The sequence below is a fragment of the Blastomonas sp. RAC04 genome (assembly GCF_001713435.1).
Taxonomy (GTDB): Bacteria; Pseudomonadota; Alphaproteobacteria; order Sphingomonadales; family Sphingomonadaceae; genus Blastomonas; species Blastomonas fulva.
In genome coordinates this window covers 1541815-1560287 of record NZ_CP016460.1, presented here as the reverse complement: position 1 = coordinate 1560287, position 18473 = coordinate 1541815, and the positions used below count along the sequence as shown (strand labels likewise).

Sequence of the window (18473 nt, the reverse complement as noted above, 5' to 3'; positions counted from 1 at the left end):
GATCGCCGGCACATTCCCGACGGATCGTAGAACCGATCAAGCGGGGTGAATGGAGAATGTGAAGATGGACTTCATCTCAATCCTCTCGATCTTCGTGATGGCCTGCTTCGTGGGTTATTACGTTGTCTGGTCGGTGACCCCCGCACTGCACACGCCGCTGATGGCGGTGACCAATGCGATTTCGTCGGTGATCATCGTCGGCGCGCTGATTGCCAGCGCCGAGGCCGGATCGGCTGTCGCCAAGTATCTGGGGCTGCTGGCGGTGGTGTTCGCATCGGTCAATATCTTCGGCGGCTTTGCCGTCACCGAGCGCATGCTTGCGATGTACAAGAAGAAGGAGCGCAAGTGATGGCTCTGGGGGCAGCAATGAATTTCAATCGCCGTTCGATCCGCCAACGTCCGCTGGCGTTCGCCGCTGCTGCGTGCAGCGCGCTGACCTCGGTTCCCGCGTTTGCCTCGGGAGGCGATGCCGCCCCGGTGAGCCCTTGGGTGTCGCTGGCCTATCTGGTCGCCGGCGTGTTCTTCATTCTCGCGCTGCGCGGGCTTTCCAGCCCCGAAACCAGCCGCGACGGCAACCGTTTCGGCATGATCGGCATGGGCATCGCGGTGATCACCACGCTGATCACGCATGACATCGCCAACATCGTCGAGATCATCGCCGCGATCGCAATCGGCGGCGTTGCGGGCTTCGTCATCGCGCGCAAGATCAAGATGACCGACATGCCCCAGCTGGTGGCCGCATTCCACTCGCTGGTCGGCCTGGCCGCAGTGCTGGTGGCGCTGGCCGCGTGGCTCAACCCCGAAGCGTTCGGCATTCTCGATGCAACAGGCCAGATCCTCGCGGTCAGCCGCGTCGAAATGGGCCTTGGCGTTGCGATCGGTGCGATCACCTTCTCGGGATCGGTCATCGCGTTCCTCAAGCTGAACGGCAACATGTCGGGTTCGCCGATCATGCTGCCGGGGCGTCATGTCATCAACCTGGGCGTGCTCGCCGCAATCCTCGGCATGATCGCAGTCTACACCGTGTCGCCCGAAGGCGGTCCCGGCGAAGGCTGGCTTTTCCTCGCGATCACCGTGCTCGCGTTCATCATCGGCTTCCTGCTGATCATCCCCATCGGCGGTGCGGACATGCCGGTCGTCGTGTCGATGCTCAACAGCTATTCGGGCTGGGCGGCAGCGGCGATGGGCTTCACCCTGTCGAACACCGCGATGATCATCACCGGCGCGCTTGTCGGCTCGTCGGGTGCGATCCTGTCCTACATCATGTGCAAGGCGATGAACCGCAGCTTCATCTCGGTTATCGCGGGCGGTTTCGGTGCCGAATCCGGCGGCGGCGGCGATGGCGCGCCCAAGATCGATCGCCCCTGGAAGCGCGGCAGCGCCGAAGATGCGGCGTACATGATGAAGCAGGCCGAAAGCGTGATCATCGTGCCCGGCTACGGCATGGCGGTGGCGCAGGCGCAGCACGCACTGCGCGAGATGGGCGACCTGCTCAAGAAGGAAGGCGTCAGCGTCAAATATGCGATCCACCCGGTTGCAGGCCGCATGCCCGGCCACATGAACGTGCTGCTCGCCGAAGCCAACGTGCCCTATGACGAGGTGTTCGAGCTCGAGGACATCAACAGCGAGTTCGCGCAGACCGATGTCGCGTTCATTATCGGCGCCAACGACGTGGTCAATCCTGCGGCAAAGACCGACAAATCCTCACCGATCTATGGCATGCCGGTGTTCGATGTCGACAAGGCCAAGACCGTGTTCTTCATCAAGCGTTCGATGGGCGGCGTGGGCTATGCGGGGGTCGACAACGACGTGTTCTACATGGACCAGACGATGATGCTGCTCGCCGACGCCAAGAAGATGGTCGAGGATATCTGCAAGAACCTGGGGCACTGAGCCGGATGCGGAAGATCGGCCTGATCGGCGGGATGAGCTGGGTTTCAACCGAAACCTATTACCGGCTGATCAACAAGGAAGTGCAAAAGCGCGCAGGATCGCTGTGCAGCAGTCCGATGGTGATCGAAAGCCTGAACTTCTGCGATCTGGCGCAGGTGACCACGCCCGAGGGCTGGGATCATGCCGCCGAAAAGCTCACCGCAGCGGCGCGCTCGCTCGAACAGGCGGACGCCACCGCGATCCTGATCTGCGCCAATTCGATGCACAAGGTCTACGACCGGGTGCAGGGCGCCGTCAGCGTGCCGATCATCCACATCGCCGATTGCGTCGGCGAGAAGATGCAGGCCGATGGCATCAAGCGTGCCGCGCTGATCGGGACGCGCAACGTGATGCTCGAAAGCTTCTATCGCCAGCGGCTGATTCGTCACGGCATCAGCCTGCTCGCGCCCAAGATGGACCGCGTCGAGGAGATCGACCGGATCATCTATGACGAGCTGATGGAAGGCCGGGTGGTGCGCGAATCCGAGCGCACGATGAAGACCTTCCTCACCAACATCGCCAAGGAAGATGTCGAGGCGGTGGTGCTGGGCTGCACCGAGCTCGAGATGATCATCGACACCAAGGCCAATGTGCTGCCGATCTATGACGGCACCGAGATTCACGCGCATGCCGCGGTCGACTGGATCATGGGCGAGGGTTGATCGGCACGCGGCTTTGGCCGATGGAGGGTCCGTTTTCCGGCCTTTGTCCGGCACCCGCCATATTTTGAAAACGGTACCTAGCCAATGCACCCCCGCGCTCCTTATGCCTGCGATCCCGATGCCACGCGCGGACGGCAATATGCCGAAGGCGGTGCGCCAACCCGGGGCCCGCGCAGCGCATTCCAGCGCGACCGCGACCGCATCATCCACTCGATCAGCTTTCGCCGCCTTCGCCACAAGACGCAGGTGTTCGTCGCACCCGATGGCGACCATTACCGTGTCCGGCTGACCCACAGCCTCGAGGTGGCGCAGATCGGGCGGACGATCGCGCGCGCATTGGGGCTCGACGAGGATCTGACCGAGGCCCTGTGCCTGGCGCACGATATCGGCCACCCGCCGTTCGGGCATGCCGGCGAGGATGCGCTGCAGGAAGCGATGGCGGGGCAGGGCGGATTCGATCACAACGCCCACACGCTGCGCGCGCTGCACGTGCTCGAATCGCCTTACCCGCGCTGGCAGGGATTGAACCTCAGCTGGGAGGTGCTCGAAGGGCTGGCGAAACACAACGGCCCGGTCAGCGGCGCACCCTGGGCGCTGGCAGAGATCGACGCCGCGTTCGATCTCGACCTCGGCCGTCATGCCTCGCTCGAGGCGCAGGTGGCGGCGGTCGCCGACGACATCGCCTATGACAACCACGACATTGATGACGGCCTGCGCGCGGGCTTTCTGGCGTTCGACGACCTGCTCGCTCTGCCGTTCGCCGCTGCGCAATGGGACGCGATCCGCCAGCGCTTTGCCGATGTCAGCCCCGACCGGCTGCAGGCAGAGTTCGTCCGCGACCAGATCGGCCTGATGGTCAATGACGTGATCGCATCGACCCGGGCGCGAATCGCCGCTCTGGGGATCACATCGATCGCGGATGTCCGCAGTGCCGGACAGACGATCGCGGGGTTTTCCGAACCCATGGCGGCGCAGGAGCGGCAGCTCAAGGCGTTCATGTACGAGCGTGTCTATCACCACCCACGCCAGCTCGAGGCGGCGGCGCTGGCCCGCGAAGTCATCGCCGCGCTGTTTGCCGCCTATCGCGGTGATCCCGGCCTTCTGCCCGAGGACTGGCGTACCCGCATTCCCGCAGGCGAGCCCGCGCAGAGCCGCCACATAGCAGACTTCCTCGCCGGGATGACCGACCGATTCGCGCTGACCTGCCACCGCGCGATTTTCGGCCATGCGCCCGAGGGGCTCAGCCACGTCTGACGTGCGGATATTGCAACGCAGCGTAATTTGATTGACAGCCCTTGCGGCTTTGGTCATTCCCTCAGGCGTCGATGGGGCGCAAGCCCTTGAAAACGACACGGGAGAGCGCGGGGTGCAAGCCCCGCCACCGAAGGAGCAACCGCCCCGGAATCTCTCAGGTCATCGGGACCGTGTCGTTAGTCGGCGCTCTGGAAAGCGGGTGGCCCTGCCGGGCTGCTCCACCGAAGGGGTAAATGGGGGTTCGCGATGCGGATCATCATGAAAGCTCTCAGGTTCAAGTGACAGAGGGGGTTGGATGTCGGGCAGGGCCAATGGGCCGTGCCGTGGCGTTCAGCCTCATGCCACCGGAGTGCCAGATGACCACCGACTATATCGCCGAGATGCTCGAGCGCATTCCTGACAAATTGCTGACGCTGGACGCCTGGCACCGCGCGCGCGGTGGCCGGATGGTGTCGTTTGCGGGCTACCAGATGCCGGTGCAGTATGAAGGCGTCATGGCAGAGCATCTGTGGACGCGCGAGAACGCCGGATTGTTCGATGTCAGCCATATGGGCCAGGTGCTGCTGACCGGTGAAGATCCCGATGGCGCGCTCGAAACGGTGGTCCCCGGCGAGATCGCCAAGCTCCCTGTCAACCGCATGCGCTATTCGCTGTTGCTCGGCGAGGATGGCGGCGTGCTCGACGATCTGATGATCACCCGGCGCGAGCGAGACCTTTATCTGGTGGTCAATGGCGCCTGCAAATATGATGACCTTGCCTATATGCGCGAGACTTTCCCCGATGAGGTGGTGATCACGCTGCTCGACGAGCGCGCGCTGTTCGCGCTGCAGGGGCCCAAGGCGGGCGAAGCACTGGCCAGTCTGATCCCCGACGTGGCCTCGCTCTATTTCATGCAGGCGGGCGCTTTCACGCTGGACGACATGTCGCTGTGGATCAGCCGCTCGGGCTATACCGGCGAGGACGGTTTCGAGATCAGCGTGGATTGCGACCATGCCGCGGCACTGGCCGACCGGTTGTGCGCGATCGACAGCGTCAAGCCGATCGGACTGGGCGCGCGCGATTCGCTGCGGCTCGAGGCGGGCCTGCCGCTCTACGGCCATGACCTGGATGAAGACACCAGCCCGATCGAAGGCGATCTGGGCTTTGCGATCAGCAAGCGTCGCCGCGCCGAAGGCGGCTTTGCCGGTGCCGAGCGCGTGCTGGGCGAACTCACCGGCGGTGCACCGCGCAAGCGCGTCGGCCTGGCCGTCGAGGGCCGCCAGCCGGTGCGCGAGGGCGCCGAGCTGTTTGCGGGTGATCGTCTGGTCGGCAAGGTGACCTCGGGCGGTTTCGCCCCCAGCCTGGGCGCGCCGATCGCGATGGGCATGGTCACGGCCGCGCACGCCGCCATCGGCACCGCGCTGGAAGCCGAGGTGCGTGGCAAGCGCATCGCGGTCACCGTCGCTGCCATGCCCTTTGTACCCCATCGCTACCACCGGCCCACCGCGGCCTGATTTTACCTGAACGAACGGAGCCGGATCATGAGCCGCTATTTTACCGAAGAACATGAATGGGTCGAAGTCGAAGGCGACATCGCCACCGTCGGCATCACCGACTACGCGCAGCAGCAACTGGGCGATGTGGTGTTCGTCGACGTCCCCACCGAGGGCAAGCAGTTCGACAAGGGCGATGAAGCCGCGGTCGTCGAATCGGTCAAGGCCGCCAGCGACGTCTACAGCCCGGTCTCGGGCACCATCGTCGAAGGCAATGACGTGCTCGCCGACGAGCCTGCTTTGGTCAACACCGATCCCGAAGGCGATGGCTGGTTCTTCAAGCTCGAGCTCAGCGATGCCAGCGAACTTGAAGGTCTGATGGATGAGGGCGCGTACAAGAAATACGTCGCAGGCCTCTGATCCGACACGCAATCCCTGATTATACCCGGGCTATTCCGCCACAGGACATCACTCACCCATGCGCTATCTTCCCCTCAACTCCCATGACCGTCAGGCGATGCTGGCCACCGTTGGCGCCGCGACGATCGACGACCTGTTCATCGACATTCCACAGGAAGCGCGGCTGAGCGGGCCGATCCACGATCTGCCGATGCACGCGCCCGAAATGTCGGTCGAGCGCCACATGAAGAAGCTTGCCGGCCAGAACCTGGTTGCCGGCGAAGTGCCGTTCTTCATGGGGGCAGGCGCCTATCGCCACCATGTTCCCGCCTCGGTCGATCACCTGATCCAGCGCGGCGAGTTCCTCACTGCCTACACGCCCTATCAGCCCGAAATCGCGCAGGGCACCCTGCAGATGCTGTTCGAGTTCCAGACTCAGGTCGCACGGCTGCTGGGCGTCGATGTTGCCAATGCCTCGATGTACGACGGCTCGACCGCGTGCTGGGAAGCGATCGGCATGGCGCGGCGGATCACCAAGCGCGCGACCGCCCTGCTGTCGTCGGGTCTGCATCCGCATTATGTCGGCGTCGCCAAGACGATGGCGCGCTTCACCGGCGATGCACTGGTGCACTCCGCGCCGACGCTGACCGCAGACACCGATATCGACGCTCTGATCGCGCAGATCGACAAGAACACCAGCTGTGTCGTGGTGCAGTATCCCGACATTCTGGGCCGCGTGGGTGATCTCACCGCGCTGGCGCAGGCGACTCAGGGAGCCGGCGCTCTGCTGATCGCGGTGGTGACCGAGCCCGTGGCGCTGGGCGCGCTGCGCAGCCCGGGCGAGATGGGCGCGGACATCGTGGTCGGCGAAGGCCAGTCGCTGGGCGTCGGGCTGCAGTTTGGCGGGCCCTATGTGGGCCTGTTCGGCTGCAAGCAGAAATACGTCCGCCAGATGCCGGGCCGGCTTTGCGGCGAGACCGTCGATGCCGAGGGCAAACGCGGCTATGTGCTGACCTTGTCGACCCGCGAGCAGCATATCCGCCGCGAAAAGGCGACCAGCAACATCTGCACCAACTCGGGGCTTTGCGCACTGGCGTTCAGCATCCACATGACCCTGCTGGGCGAAAAGGGGCTGCGCTCGCTCGCCGAGATCAACCATGCGATGGCGGTGACCGCCGCTGACCGTCTGGCGCGGGTTTCCGGCGTGTCGGTCCTTAATGACAGCTTTTTCAACGAGTTCACTCTGGTTCTTCCCAAGGATGCGCGCGCGATCGTGCGCGAATTGGCTGATCGCCAGATCCTCGGCGGGGTTTCGCTCGGACGGCTTTACCCTGAAGAAGCGGCGCTTTCGAACGGGCTGATCGTCGCGGTGACAGAGACGGCGACGCATGAGGATATCGAGGCCTTCGCGGCCGCTTTGCAGGAGGTGCTGGCATGAGCATGAACAACCAGGGCCGCCCGACTCGCCAGTCGGTGGACGATGACGCAGGCACCGCCCAGGCGACCAGCACCGGCAACCGCGCGCTGATGCTGGAAGAGGCGCTGATCTTCGAAATCAGCGACTCCACCCGCACCGGGGTCGATCTGATGGAAGCCCCCAAGGTCGCTTCGCGCCTCGGCGGGCTCGAGCGCAAGGCCGCGATCGGCCTGCCCGGCCTGTCCGAGCAGGAAACCGTGCGGCATTACACCCGCCTCAGCCGCCAGAACTATGCCATCGATCTTGGCCTGTTCCCGCTGGGATCGTGCACGATGAAGCACAATCCGCGGCTGAACGAAAAGATGGCGCGGCTGCCCGGATTTGCCGACATCCATCCGCTGCAGCCGATCCACACCGTGCAGGGCGCTCTCGCGGTCATCGACGAACTCGGCGAATGGCTGATCAAGCTCACCGGCATGGCGGGCGTCGCGATGTCGCCCAAGGCGGGCGCGCATGGCGAACTGTGCGGAATCCTCGCGATCCGCTCGGCGCTCGAGGCGCGCGGCGACAAGCGTTCGGTGATCCTGGTCCCCGAAAGCGCGCACGGTACCAACCCTGCGACCGCGGCATTCGTCGGCTATCAGGTCGAGGACATTCCCGCCAATCCCGATGGCCGCATCAATCTGGAGGCGCTGCTGGCGCGTCTGGGCCCCGATGTCGCCGGCGTGATGATCACCAACCCCAACACCTGCGGGCTGTTCGAGCGCGATCTCAAGACGATCTCGGATGCGGTCCATGCAGCGGGCGGCTTCGTCTATTGCGATGGCGCCAACTTCAACGCGGTCGTGGGCAAGGTGCGCCCGGGCGATCTCGGCGTCGATGCGATGCACATCAACCTGCACAAGACTTTCTCCACCCCGCATGGCGGTGGCGGTCCCGGTTCGGGTCCGGTGGTGTTTTCGCAAGCGCTCGCGCCGTTCGCGCCTTTGCCGTTTGTCGAGCGGATGGACGATGGCCGGCTCGCGCTGATCGAGGAAGAAAGCGCCGAGGACCATCACGCGTCGAGCTTCGGCCGCATGGTCGCCTTCCATGGCCAGATGGGTATGTTCACCCGCGCGCTGTCGTACATCCTGAGCCACGGCGCGGACGGCCTGCAGCAGGTCGCCGAGGATGCGGTGCTCAACGCCAATTATGTACTGCGCTCGCTCGAGGACGTGCTCGACGCACCGTTCGGAGCTGCGGGGCCGTGCATGCACGAAGCTTTGTTCTCCGATGCGGGGCTGGCCGAGGGCTTTTCGACCATCGATATCGCCAAGGGGCTGATCGACGAGGGCTTCCACCCGATGACGGTCTATTTCCCGCTGGTGGTGCATGGCGCGATGCTGGTCGAACCCACCGAAACCGAGAGCAAGGCCGCGCTCGACCAGTTCATCGGCGCATTCCGCTCGGTGGCATTGCGCGCCAAGGCAGGCGATCAGTCGCTGCACAGCGCGCCGCATTTCGCTCCGCGCCGCCGTCTCGACGAGACGCTGGCCGCGCGCAAGCCGGTGCTGGTGTGGACCGAGCCCGCCACCGCGCAGGCCGAAGCTGCAGAATAGGAGAGGGGAGGCCCACCCGGTGACGCGCCGGGTGGGCACTTTCCCGGATCGCGGCGTTGGTCCGAGCGCCTAGAGCCAGCGCCGGACGCGGCGGCAATAATCCTCATACGGCTTGCCAAAACGCGTCGCCAAATATTTCTCTTCCTTGGCAATCACCGCCCGGTCGATGGCGATGAAGGCAAACGGCACGAACAGCAGCACGCCCATGCTGGCATCCCAGATCGCATAGCCGACATGGATGATCAGCATCGCCAGATACATCGGGTTGCGGCTGTGCCGATAGGGCCCGCGCGCGATGATTGCCTGGCTGGGTGTCCACGGTTCGGGGTTTTCGCCATAAGCGCGGAACAGCCCGAGCGAGACGATCAGCACCATGATCCCCGCCATCATCAGCGCAAACCCCGCCCAGGTAAGATCGCGGCCGATCGGCATGACGGGCAGGCCCAGCAGCCGGTCGGTTAGCAATCCGAGCAGGATGAAGCCCAGGAACACCAGAGGCGGCGGAAAGCCGACCGCAGGCGCAATGCTGGCTTCGATCCGCGGCAGCTGGGGTGGTTCGTCGTCCATCGCCGCCACCGTGCCGCCTCGTACCGGCTCTGGCAAGCTGCCTGATTGCGCGGTGGTCGATATCGCGGCATGGTCCTTTGCATGACTGACCCGAAACCCTGGCTGATCGACGAGGCGGGCGCCGAAGCGCGCCGCCATGCGCCTGCGACCTTGCGAAACCGCGATGCGATCACCGATGTGCTTCGCGGCGTGCTGCCGCCCCAAGGCACGGTGCTCGAGATCGCCAGCGGCAGCGGCGAGCATATCGTGCATTTCGCGCAAGCCTTCCCGCACCTCGTGTGGCAACCCAGCGATTGCGATCCCGCCGCGCTCGCCTCGATCGCGGCCTGGGCGGCGCAAGCGGGCGCATCCAACGTGCAGCCGCCGCTCGCGATCGATGCCGCGCAGCCCGGCTGGCCGCTCAAGCGCGTCGACGCCATCATCTGCATCAACATGGTGCACATCAGCCCGTGGGATGCGACGCTGGGACTGTTCAAAGGCTGCGCCCGGGCGCTCGCTGCGGAAGCGCCCATCATTCTCTATGGGCCTTATCTCGAGGAGGGCGTGGAGACGGCAGCCTCCAATCTTGCGTTCGATGAATCGCTCAAGGCGCGAAATCCGGCATGGGGACTGCGCCACCTTGATGCCATGGATCGCGTCGCATCGGACCATGGCTTCGCGCGGACCAGCCGCCACGCCATGCCAGCCAACAATCTCACGCTGGTTTACCGGAGGCGTTCGGCGTAGCGCGTGCTGAATCGAAGCTATGTCGGCTTTTGAGGTGCGAGAAAAAAGCTGCCGTTCGGCAAGCGACCCCAAAACAGACATTGAGGAACGTCTGCTCTGACCATTGTCCCCTATAGTGGAATCTTCCGCGAGAGGCTGTAGGTGAGGATGGACGCGAGGATGGACGAGCCGGATTGGACGATGGAGGATCACCTGCTGCATGGGCGAGCAGCGATCCGGAAAATAGCAAACGTTGCTGACCAAAACATCTCTGAGCCAAAGGTCTGCTTCCACCTTTACCCCCTCACGTCAGGTGATGAGGAAAACTGGGGTATGGAGGCGCAGTATTGCCAGCTTGCGAGGCGCGAGTTCGAAAACTGTGGTCAAGAGTTTGATGTTGATTACGTGGGAGGGCACTGCGGCATTGAGGCATGGCAAGACGTCATGCCTACCGAGGATTGGCTCACAAGTGCGGTTCCACTGATGTGGGGGACGGCTGCGAAGGCCAACATGTACCTTGCAGGATGGAGCTTCGAGCCGCGCACCGGGCCTTACATCTCCGTGAGCAGGTCGGTGAATGTCTATAACGGAAGCAAAATCAGCGAGCATCCGCCACCCGCCGCAGCCCAGTCATTTGGACGGTTGGGCGATTGGTTAAGAAGGCAGCTTCGTTGAGGCGACGCACTAAAAGCCGAATGTCTGGTTTCCACCCACAAACGGTCGTTCCCGATGCATCGGTAACTCTCCAAGTCCGGTCAGGCAGCTATCCGATGAATTCTGCCAAAGCCGACAACCCATTCACAGACCCCTTGGCGGCCAGCCCGCTTTGTCCGTCATCCCGGGCTTGACCCGGGACCCAGGGTTTTGATTCCCGGCGGCGCACGTGGTTGCTCTGGGCCCCGGATCAAGTCCGGGGTGACGATGAGGGGTGGGGCGGCTTTTTGCTGCGGCGCTGATCGCGATGCCCGGCAAACACCCTGTCGCTGGTCTATCGCCGGGTTTGACGCAATTCTATTGTCAAGCCGCCCGCATTCCGCCTAGCCTGCCCGCGTAAACGGCAGGGCCAAAATGGTCCGCCCTCACGACATTGGAGAGAGACATGCTGGCAACCACGGCGCTCGCGCGCACCGATCTGGGATCGACCATCGCCTATTGGGCGCACGAACGCCCCGAGGGCATTGCGCTGGATGACGGCGTGCGGCGGATCAGCTATCGCGAACTCGACGCTCTGGTGGATCGTTATGCCCGCGCGTTTGCCGGGGCCGGGCTGCAGCCGGGGGAGCGTATCGCCTGGCTGGGCAAGAACGCGAGCCTCTATTTCATCCTGCTGGTCGCAGCCTCGCGCGCGGGCTTGGCGATGGTGCCGGTCGGCTGGCGGCTGGCAGTGCCTGAGGTGCGCTATATCCTTGCCGATACCGGTGCCGCGCTGCTGGTGTGTCAGGATGCGTGTGCAGGCTTGGCGGCAGCGGCAAGCGAAGGCCTTGAGTCGTTGCGTTTCACGCTGGTCGAAGGCGACAGCGATGTCGGAGCCATGACGTCACTTGAAGCCTGGACCGATGCGCAGCCCAAAGGCGACCTTCCCGACGCCGATCCCGATCGCGGTGTGCTCCAGCTCTATACCTCGGGCACCACCGGCAACCCAAAGGGCGCGGTGCTGTGCAACCGCAACATGTTCGGCCTGCGTCCGATCATCGAGGCTTCCGATGTCGATTGGTACAAGATCAACCACCACGATTCGATGCTGGTGATCATGCCGGTGGCGCATATCGCGGGCTCGGGTGTGGGGACGATCGCGTTCTACAACGGCTGCCGCGCGGTGATCCGTGCGGAGTTCTCGCCCGATGCGGTGCTCGATTGCGTCGCCGATGGCGTGACGCACATGTTCTTGGTGCCCACCGCGCTGCAGATGGTGGTCAACCACCCGCGCACGGCGACGACCGACTGGTCGCGTATGAAGCTGGTGATGTACGGCGCAGCCCCGATCCCGCTCGAGCTGCTGCGCCAGTGCATGCAGACCATGGGTGCCGATTTCTGCCAGCAATACGGCATGACCGAAACCACCGGCACCTTCTGCGCCCTGCCGCCCGAGGATCACGACCCGGCGGGCAACGAGCGGATGCGCTCGGCGGGCAAGGCGCTGCCCGGGGTCGAGGTGCGGATCGTCGATGGCGGCGGCAACACGGTGCCCAATGGCACGATCGGCGAGATCGCGACGCGCTCGCCGCTCAACATGGTGGGGTACTGGCGCAACGAGGCCAAGACCCGCGAGACGGTCGACGCCGATGGCTGGCTGCGCACCGGCGATGCGGCGTATATGGACGATGACGGCTATGTCTTCATCCAGGACCGGGTGAAGGACATGATCATCTCGGGCGGCGAGAACGTCTATCCCGCCGAGGTCGAGAACGCCATCTTTGGCCATCCCGACGTGCTCGAAGTCGCGGTGATCGGTATTCCCGACGAGAAGTGGGGCGAGGCGGTCAAGGCGGTGGTGGTGCCCAAGCCGGGGCACGAGGTCGATCCGGCATCGGTGATCGCCTGGGCGCGCGAGCGGATCGCGCCGTTCAAGACCCCCAAGACGATCGATGTCATTCCCGAGATGCCGCGCAATGCCACCGGCAAGATCCTGCGCCGCTCGCTGCGCGAGCCTTACTGGCAGGGGCGCGAGCGGCAGGTCGGCTGAGCGATTGGCGGGCGTCGGGCGCGGGATCAGCCCTTGCGCAGCCGCGCCAGCCGGTTTTCGCGCCAGGCGATGTACAGGCCCGAACCGATGATCAGCGGTGCCCCGATCCAGGTCGCGGGTACCGGCCAGTTCTGCCAGATCAGCCATCCGATCAGCGCGGCCCAGATCAGGCTCGAATAATCCATCGGCAGCACGACGGAAACCGGCGCCAGTCGCAGCGACCAGGTGATGCCCAGCTGTGCCGCGGCCCCGAACAGCCCCATCAGGGCGATGATCCCCCAGGTCTGCGCATCGTGCGCCTGGCCGACGAACAGCATCGCGATGCCCAGCGGCACCATCGAGCTGACCGAGAACCAGAACATTGTCGTCACCGGGCTTTCGGTCGCGCCCAGCTTGCGGATCAGGATGCTCACCCACGCGGTCATCGCCACGCCGCACATCGCGACCAGCGCGCCGGTCGGCGGGATGTGGCCATCGCCGGGCTGGATCACGACCAGCACGCCGGTGAGCCCGATCGCGATCGCTCCCCAGCGGTGCACCCCGACCGATTCCCTGAGCAGGAAGATCGACAGCAAGGTGGCGACCACCGGCACCATGAAGCCGATCGCGGTCGCCTCTGCGATCGGCAACAGCGCAAACGACAGGAAGTTGAGCGTCATCGCGACCATCCCCACCACCATCCGGCTGGCATGAGTCCAGGGACGCTGCGTCTTGAGCGCGGCCAGCCCGGGGCCGGCCAGCGCGACGGGGACCATCAGCAGCACGCCCATCAGCTGGCGATAGAACACGCTTTCGAGCACATGAACGCCGCGGGCCGAGGCGAGCTTGACGCAGGCGAACATCGCGGTGAGGAATATCGCCGAAAACAGCCGCGCGGCGATGCCGTAAAGCGGCCTGTTGATCGAGGCAGCAGGCGCTGATTCCGGCGCAGGCAGGGGGTCGGGCAGGGCCATTGTCTGCCCTGCTATCAGCCAATCGGCCGCGCGTCATCCCGGAGCAGCGCATTTGTGCCGGACAATCGCACCTTGCCTTGCCTGGACGGGCATTTTCGCATGGGGCCTATGGAAAAGGGCAGGGTGGTCGCACTGGCCAAAGCGGGGCGATTGGATTATTCGCCTGATGCCCTTGAGGATAGTTCTTCTCCAGACCAGAGATGTCAGCGACAGGATTGCCATGACCACCCAGTTCGAGCTCACCGAAGACCAGCTTGCCATCCAGGAAGCCGCGCGCAAGTTCACCGCCGACCGGATCACGCCCTTTGCCGCCGAATGGGACGAGAAACACATCTTCCCGCGCGACACCATCAAGGAAGCCGCCGATCTCGGTTTCGCCGCGATCTATGTCAGCGAGGAAAGCGGCGGCATCGGGCTTGGACGGCTCGAGGCGGCGCTGATCATGGAGGCGATGGCCTATGGCTGCCCCTCGACCAGCGCGTTCATCTCTATCCACAACATGGCCGCCTGGATGATCGACACCTTCGGTTCGGAGGATCTGAAGGGCCGCTATCTCCCCGACCTCGTGACCATGGACAAGATCGCCAGTTACTGCCTGACCGAGCCGGGATCGGGGTCGGACGCCGCTGCGCTCAAGACCAAGGCGGTTTGCGATGGCGATCATTATGTGCTGAACGGCTCGAAGCAGTTCATCAGCGGCGCGGGCGCCAACGACGTGTATGTCACCATGGTGCGTACCGGCGAGGATGGCCCCAAGGGCATTTCGTGCCTGGTGATCGACAAGGACACCCCGGGCGTCAGCTTCGGCGCCAACGAGAAGAAGCTGGGATGGCACAGCCAGCCCACCGCGCAGGTGATCTTCGACAACGCCCGCATCCCCGTTGCCAACCGAGTCGGTGCCGAGGGCGACGGCTTCCGCTTCGCGATGATGGGGCTTGATGGCGGGCGCCTCAACATCGGCGCGTGCTCGCTGGGCGGGGCGCAGCGCTGCCTCGACGAGGCGGTCAACTACACCAACGACCGCAAGCAGTTCGGCAAGCGGATCAACGAATTCCAGAACACCCAGTTCATGCTCGCCGACATGGCGACCGATCTGGAGGCCGCGCGCGCGTTGCTGTATCTCGCCGCCGCCAAGGTTTCGGCCAATGCGCCCGACAAGACCAAGTTTGCGGCGATGGCCAAGCGGCTGGCTACCGACAGCGGGTCGAAGATCGTCAACGATGCGCTGCAACTGTTTGGCGGATATGGCTATCTGCAGGATTATCCGATCGAGCGCTTCTGGCGCGACCTGCGCGTGCATTCGATCCTCGAAGGCACCAACCAGGTGATGCGGATGATCGTCGCGCGCGAAATGCTGCGCCAGTAAGGATGACCGACATGACCAGCGATGTTCTCACCCGCGTCGAAGGGCGCACCGGCATCATCAGCCTCAACCGCCCGCAGGCGATCCACGCGCTGACCACCGCGATGTGCCAGGCCATGACCGATGCGCTGGTCGCCTGGATCGACGACCCTGCTGTCGAGGCGGTGATGATCGACCATGCCGAAGGCCGCGGCTTCTGCGCGGGCGGCGACATCCGCATGCTCGCGACCAGCGGCGCGAAGGACGGAGCCGAGGCGCGCGAATTCTTCTTCATCGAATATCGGCTCAATCATCTGCTGTTCGTCTATCCCAAGCCGGTGGTGGCGTTCATGGATGGGATCACCATGGGCGGCGGGGTCGGCCTGTCGCAGCCCGCGCGCTATCGCATCGCCACCGAAAACACGCGCTTTGCGATGCCCGAAACCGGCATCGGCCTGTTCCCCGATGTCGGCGGCGGCTGGTTCCTGTCGCGGCTGCCGGGGCGCACCGGCCAGTTTCTTGCGTTGACTGGCGCGCGGCTGGATGGCGCGGAGTGCCATGCGCTGGGGCTGGCGACGCACTATCTGCCGTCCGACACACTTGCCAACGCCAAGGCGCAAATCGCCGAACACCCCGACCGGATCGACGAAATTCTCGAGAGCCTTGCGGTCGAGCCGCCGCCGGCACGCATTCTCGGCAACCGCGATCTGATCGACCGGCTGTTCGCATCGGACCGCTACGAGGACATCCTCGCCGCGCTGACCGCCGAAGACTCGGAATGGAGCGCCAAGGAGCTTGCCACGCTGAGCCACAAGTCGCCGCAGACCTGCAAGGTGGCGCTGCGCCAGCTGAAGATCGGCGCGCACATGCCTGATTTCGCTGCCGAAATGGTGCAGGAATATGCCATCGGTGCGCGCGTCGTGCAGATGCACGATTTCATCGAAGGCGTCCGCGCGCTGATCATCGAGAAGGACAACGCGCCGCGCTGGAACCCGCAAACGCCCGAGGGCGTGACCGACGAGCTGCTCGACACCATTTTTGCGCCGCTGCCTGCTGATCAGGCCTGGACGCCCTTGGAGATTGCCTGATGACATATGAAACCCTGCTCGTCGAACAGCGCGGCGCCGTCACGCTGATCACCCTGAACCGCCCGCAGGCGCTGAACGCGCTCAACAGCCAGGTGCTCGCCGATCTGATCGCCGCGCTCGCCGCGTTCGATGCCGATGCCAGCCAGGGCTGCGCGGTGCTAACCGGGAGCGAAAAGGCGTTCGCAGCCGGTGCAGACATCAAGGAAATGGCAACGCAGTCCTTCGCCGACATGTATGGCGGCAACTTCTTTGCCGGCTATGACCGCGTCACCGCCACCCGCAAGCCGATTATTGCCGCTGTTGCAGGCTATGCGCTGGGCGGCGGCTGCGAGCTGGCGATGATGTGCGATTTCATCATCGCGGGCGACAACGCCAAGTTCGGCCAGCCCGAGATCAAGCTCGCCGTTACCCCTGGAATGGGCGGATCGCAGCGGATGGCGCGCGCCATCGGCAAGGCCAAGACGATGGACATGTGCCTCACCGGGCGGATGATGGACGCGACCGAGGCCGAGCAATCGGGTCTGGTGGCGCGCGTCGTGCCCGTCGCCGATCTGGTCGACGAGGCGGTCAAGGCCGCCGCTATCATCGCCGGCATGGCGCCGCTCGCCACGCTGGCGGTCAAGGAAATGGTCAACGCCGCGTTCGAGACCACGCTGCAGCAGGGCGTCGTCTTCGAACGCCGCCTGTTCCACGGGCTGTTCGGCAGCGAGGACCAGACTGAAGGCATGGCTGCGTTCGTCGAGAAGCGCCCGGGCAGCTGGACCGGTCGCTAGACCCGGCCTGCAAGCGCGGGTCTGCGCTAGACCTTGCCCCAGCCGCAATGTGTGTTAGCTTGACCGGACAAGGGGACGGGCAAAAGCCCGCCCCGGTGTCCGGGAGAGGGGGCATTTATGCGGCAACTGCAGGGGATGGACGCATCATTCGTCGCGCTGGAGCAGCGCAACGCGCCGATGCATATCGGCTCCATCCTGATCTACGATCCATCGACCGCGCCGGGCGGGTTTGTCCGCTTCAAGGACATATTGGCGTTCTTTGAATCGCGCATGCATCTGTCGCAGACCATGCGGCAGCGGCTGGTCAAGGTGCCGCTCAACCTCGATTACCCCTATTGGATCGAGGATCCGGATTTCGATCTTGAATATCACGTTCGCCACGTCGCCTTGCCCAAGCCGGGCGACTGGCGGCAATTGTGCATCCAGGCCGCGCGCATCTTCTCGCGCCCGCTCGACCTGACCCGCCCGCCCTGGGAGATCTGCGTCGTCGAAGGGCTCGACAATATCGAGGACGTGCCCAAGGGCAGCTTCGCGATGATCACCAAGATGCACCATGCCGCGATCGATGGCATGTCGGGCATCGATCTGATGGATGCGCTGCACACCCTGCGCCCCGATGACCCGGCTCCGCCAGCGTCCCAGGCCTGGCGACCCGACCGCGTCCCCGATCCGCTGGGCCTGTTCCTGAAAGGCTATGCCCGCGCCTGGCTCAACCCGTGGCGGCAGACCGGCGTGATCGCCAAGGCCGCGCCCGGACTGTACCGTGCGGCCAAGGGGCTGGTGACCAACGAGTTCAGTCTCAACACCGCCATCGCCGCCCCGCGCACCCGGTTCAACGTGCCCGTCTCGCCCAACCGCGTGGTCGAGGGGCGCACCTTCAGCCTGGCCGATATCAAGGCGCTGCGCGCGCTGTCGCCCGGGTGCAAGATCAATGACGTGTTCCTCGCGATCATCGGCGGTGGTCTGCACCGCTATCTGACGGCGCATGGCGAACTGCCCGAGAGCAGCCTCACCGCCATGGCCCCGATTTCGGTGCGGGCGGAGAAGGAAAAGAACACCATGGGCAACCAGGTGTCGGCGATGATCGTGCCTTTGGGCAGCCATATCGCCGATCCGGTCGAGCGCCTGGCCTATGTCCATGAGCAGACGGTCCGCTCCAAGGCCATGACCGACGCGATCGGCGCGCGGCAGATGACCGAAATGAGCAAGGTGTCGCCCGCATTGTTCATGGCGCTGGGGGCGCAGCTCTATACCCGGCTGGGGCTGGCCAATTACGTGAAGCCGCCGTTCAGTACGGTGGTGACCAATGTCCCGGGACCGCCGGTGCCGATCTATTCGACCGGCGCCAAGATGATCAGCATGCACGGCCTTTTGTGCCTGACTGACGGGCTGGCGCTGGGGCATGTGGTGCAAAGCTATGTCGACCAGGCGACCATCGCGTTCACCGCCTGCCGCAAGGCGATGCCCGATCCGGAATTCTATTCCGAATGCCTGCAGGCCTCGTTTGCTGACCTGATGGGCGCGCTGGCGGCTGGGGCATCACCGCCTGCCGAAAAGGCCGCACCCCGGCGCAAGCGCAAGAGCAAGGCGAGCGTCGCTGCGTGATGGGTCTGGTCTTTTGGCCCTGA

The 18473-nt window shown here is 64.5% G+C and carries 17 protein-coding genes and 1 riboswitch; of the genes, 15 read left to right on the top strand and 2 right to left on the bottom strand.

What is annotated here, in order from left to right; translation table 11 throughout:
* Positions 1-64 precede the first annotated feature (64 nt).
* The 8 genes from BSY18_RS08345 to gcvPB all read left to right on the top strand — a co-directional run bounded on the left by BSY18_RS08345 (position 65) and on the right by gcvPB (position 8734).
* Complete coding sequence (locus BSY18_RS08345; RefSeq protein ID WP_026091457.1) at positions 65-349, top strand: NAD(P) transhydrogenase subunit alpha; 285 nt, start codon at positions 65-67, stop codon at positions 347-349.
* The gene (locus tag BSY18_RS08340; protein ID WP_236823485.1) at positions 349-1893 is read left to right on the top strand and encodes an NAD(P)(+) transhydrogenase (Re/Si-specific) subunit beta; all 1545 of its coding nucleotides are present in this window, start codon (positions 349-351) and stop codon (positions 1891-1893) included. The genes BSY18_RS08345 and BSY18_RS08340 overlap by 1 nt, the downstream gene beginning before the upstream one ends.
* Before the next feature lie 5 nt (positions 1894-1898).
* On the top strand, positions 1899-2594 hold the full coding sequence (locus BSY18_RS08335) for an aspartate/glutamate racemase family protein (RefSeq protein ID WP_069050284.1): 696 nt from the start codon (positions 1899-1901) through the stop codon (positions 2592-2594).
* 84 nt (positions 2595-2678) lie between these two features.
* Positions 2679-3848 carry a deoxyguanosinetriphosphate triphosphohydrolase gene (locus BSY18_RS08330; protein WP_069050283.1) on the top strand — a complete coding sequence of 390 codons (1170 nt, stop codon included), beginning with the start codon at positions 2679-2681 and terminating at the stop codon, positions 3846-3848.
* Positions 3849-3936: 88 nt separating this feature from the next.
* Positions 3937-4029, top strand: a riboswitch (glycine riboswitch).
* Between the two features lie 175 nt (positions 4030-4204).
* A complete protein-coding gene (gene gcvT / locus BSY18_RS08325; RefSeq protein ID WP_117353580.1) occupies positions 4205-5341 on the top strand; it encodes a glycine cleavage system aminomethyltransferase GcvT in 1137 nt (378 codons plus the stop codon).
* A 27-nt stretch (positions 5342-5368) separates the two neighbouring features.
* Positions 5369-5740, top strand: a complete 372-nt coding sequence (gene gcvH, locus BSY18_RS08320) for a glycine cleavage system protein GcvH (protein ID WP_069050282.1) — start codon at positions 5369-5371, stop codon at positions 5738-5740.
* 58 nt (positions 5741-5798) lie between these two features.
* The gene (gene gcvPA, locus BSY18_RS08315; protein ID WP_069050281.1) at positions 5799-7157 is read left to right on the top strand and encodes an aminomethyl-transferring glycine dehydrogenase subunit GcvPA; all 1359 of its coding nucleotides are present in this window, start codon (positions 5799-5801) and stop codon (positions 7155-7157) included.
* Positions 7154-8734, top strand: coding sequence for an aminomethyl-transferring glycine dehydrogenase subunit GcvPB (gene gcvPB / locus BSY18_RS08310; RefSeq protein ID WP_069050280.1), 1581 nt, complete (start codon positions 7154-7156; stop codon positions 8732-8734). Before gcvPA ends, gcvPB begins: the two co-directional genes overlap by 4 nt.
* Positions 8735-8803: 69 nt before the next feature.
* Here gcvPB and BSY18_RS08305 read toward each other — a convergent pair whose 3' ends face one another.
* A complete protein-coding gene (locus BSY18_RS08305) occupies positions 8804-9301 on the bottom strand; it encodes a methyltransferase family protein (protein ID WP_069051802.1) in 498 nt (165 codons plus the stop codon).
* A gap of 81 nt (positions 9302-9382) precedes the next feature.
* Between BSY18_RS08305 and BSY18_RS08300 the strand changes: the two genes are divergently transcribed.
* From BSY18_RS08300 to BSY18_RS08290, 3 genes are all read left to right on the top strand, one after another.
* The gene (locus BSY18_RS08300; protein ID WP_069050279.1) at positions 9383-10027 is read left to right on the top strand and encodes a DUF938 domain-containing protein; all 645 of its coding nucleotides are present in this window, start codon (positions 9383-9385) and stop codon (positions 10025-10027) included.
* Positions 10028-10186: 159 nt separating this feature from the next.
* Positions 10187-10681, top strand: coding sequence for a hypothetical protein (locus tag BSY18_RS08295; protein WP_150126238.1), 495 nt, complete (start codon positions 10187-10189; stop codon positions 10679-10681).
* Between the two features lie 424 nt (positions 10682-11105).
* Positions 11106-12689 (top strand): fatty acid--CoA ligase, encoded by a 1584-nt coding sequence (locus tag BSY18_RS08290; protein ID WP_069050277.1) that lies wholly within the window; start codon positions 11106-11108, stop codon positions 12687-12689.
* A 26-nt stretch (positions 12690-12715) separates the two neighbouring features.
* Here the strand turns inward: BSY18_RS08290 and BSY18_RS08285 are convergent, their stop codons facing one another.
* Positions 12716-13642: a DMT family transporter gene (locus BSY18_RS08285; RefSeq protein WP_083231375.1), complete on the bottom strand. Its 927-nt coding sequence runs from the start codon at positions 13640-13642 to the stop codon at positions 12716-12718.
* Between the two features lie 220 nt (positions 13643-13862).
* Here BSY18_RS08285 and BSY18_RS08280 point away from each other — a divergent pair, with 220 nt between their 5' ends.
* The 4 genes from BSY18_RS08280 (at position 13863) to BSY18_RS08265 (ending at position 18450) form a co-directional block, all read left to right on the top strand.
* A complete protein-coding gene (locus tag BSY18_RS08280; protein WP_069050276.1) occupies positions 13863-15008 on the top strand; it encodes an acyl-CoA dehydrogenase family protein in 1146 nt (381 codons plus the stop codon).
* 11 nt (positions 15009-15019) lie between these two features.
* Positions 15020-16072 carry an enoyl-CoA hydratase/isomerase family protein gene (locus BSY18_RS08275; RefSeq protein ID WP_069051800.1) on the top strand — a complete coding sequence of 351 codons (1053 nt, stop codon included), beginning with the start codon at positions 15020-15022 and terminating at the stop codon, positions 16070-16072.
* On the top strand, positions 16072-16845 hold the full coding sequence (locus BSY18_RS08270) for an enoyl-CoA hydratase (RefSeq protein WP_069050275.1): 774 nt from the start codon (positions 16072-16074) through the stop codon (positions 16843-16845). Before BSY18_RS08275 ends, BSY18_RS08270 begins: the two co-directional genes overlap by 1 nt.
* Positions 16846-16962: 117 nt before the next feature.
* Complete coding sequence (locus BSY18_RS08265; RefSeq protein WP_069050274.1) at positions 16963-18450, top strand: WS/DGAT/MGAT family O-acyltransferase; 1488 nt, start codon at positions 16963-16965, stop codon at positions 18448-18450.
* Positions 18451-18473 lie beyond the last annotated feature (23 nt).

Coding starts and splice junctions, on each gene's coding strand:
- BSY18_RS08345 (WP_026091457.1), top strand. CDS start 65: ATGGACTTCATCTCAATCCTCTCGATCTTCGTGATGGCCTGCTTCGTG.
- BSY18_RS08340 (WP_236823485.1), top strand. CDS start 349: ATGGCTCTGGGGGCAGCAATGAATTTCAATCGCCGTTCGATCCGCCAA.
- BSY18_RS08335 (WP_069050284.1), top strand. CDS start 1,899: ATGCGGAAGATCGGCCTGATCGGCGGGATGAGCTGGGTTTCAACCGAA.
- BSY18_RS08330 (WP_069050283.1), top strand. CDS start 2,679: ATGCACCCCCGCGCTCCTTATGCCTGCGATCCCGATGCCACGCGCGGA.
- gcvT (WP_117353580.1), top strand. CDS start 4,205: ATGACCACCGACTATATCGCCGAGATGCTCGAGCGCATTCCTGACAAA.
- gcvH (WP_069050282.1), top strand. CDS start 5,369: ATGAGCCGCTATTTTACCGAAGAACATGAATGGGTCGAAGTCGAAGGC.
- gcvPA (WP_069050281.1), top strand. CDS start 5,799: ATGCGCTATCTTCCCCTCAACTCCCATGACCGTCAGGCGATGCTGGCC.
- gcvPB (WP_069050280.1), top strand. CDS start 7,154: ATGAGCATGAACAACCAGGGCCGCCCGACTCGCCAGTCGGTGGACGAT.
- BSY18_RS08305 (WP_069051802.1), bottom strand. CDS start 9,301: ATGGACGACGAACCACCCCAGCTGCCGCGGATCGAAGCCAGCATTGCG.
- BSY18_RS08300 (WP_069050279.1), top strand. CDS start 9,383: ATGACTGACCCGAAACCCTGGCTGATCGACGAGGCGGGCGCCGAAGCG.
- BSY18_RS08295 (WP_150126238.1), top strand. CDS start 10,187: ATGGACGAGCCGGATTGGACGATGGAGGATCACCTGCTGCATGGGCGA.
- BSY18_RS08290 (WP_069050277.1), top strand. CDS start 11,106: ATGCTGGCAACCACGGCGCTCGCGCGCACCGATCTGGGATCGACCATC.
- BSY18_RS08285 (WP_083231375.1), bottom strand. CDS start 13,642: ATGGCCCTGCCCGACCCCCTGCCTGCGCCGGAATCAGCGCCTGCTGCC.
- BSY18_RS08280 (WP_069050276.1), top strand. CDS start 13,863: ATGACCACCCAGTTCGAGCTCACCGAAGACCAGCTTGCCATCCAGGAA.
- BSY18_RS08275 (WP_069051800.1), top strand. CDS start 15,020: ATGACCAGCGATGTTCTCACCCGCGTCGAAGGGCGCACCGGCATCATC.
- BSY18_RS08270 (WP_069050275.1), top strand. CDS start 16,072: ATGACATATGAAACCCTGCTCGTCGAACAGCGCGGCGCCGTCACGCTG.
- BSY18_RS08265 (WP_069050274.1), top strand. CDS start 16,963: ATGCGGCAACTGCAGGGGATGGACGCATCATTCGTCGCGCTGGAGCAG.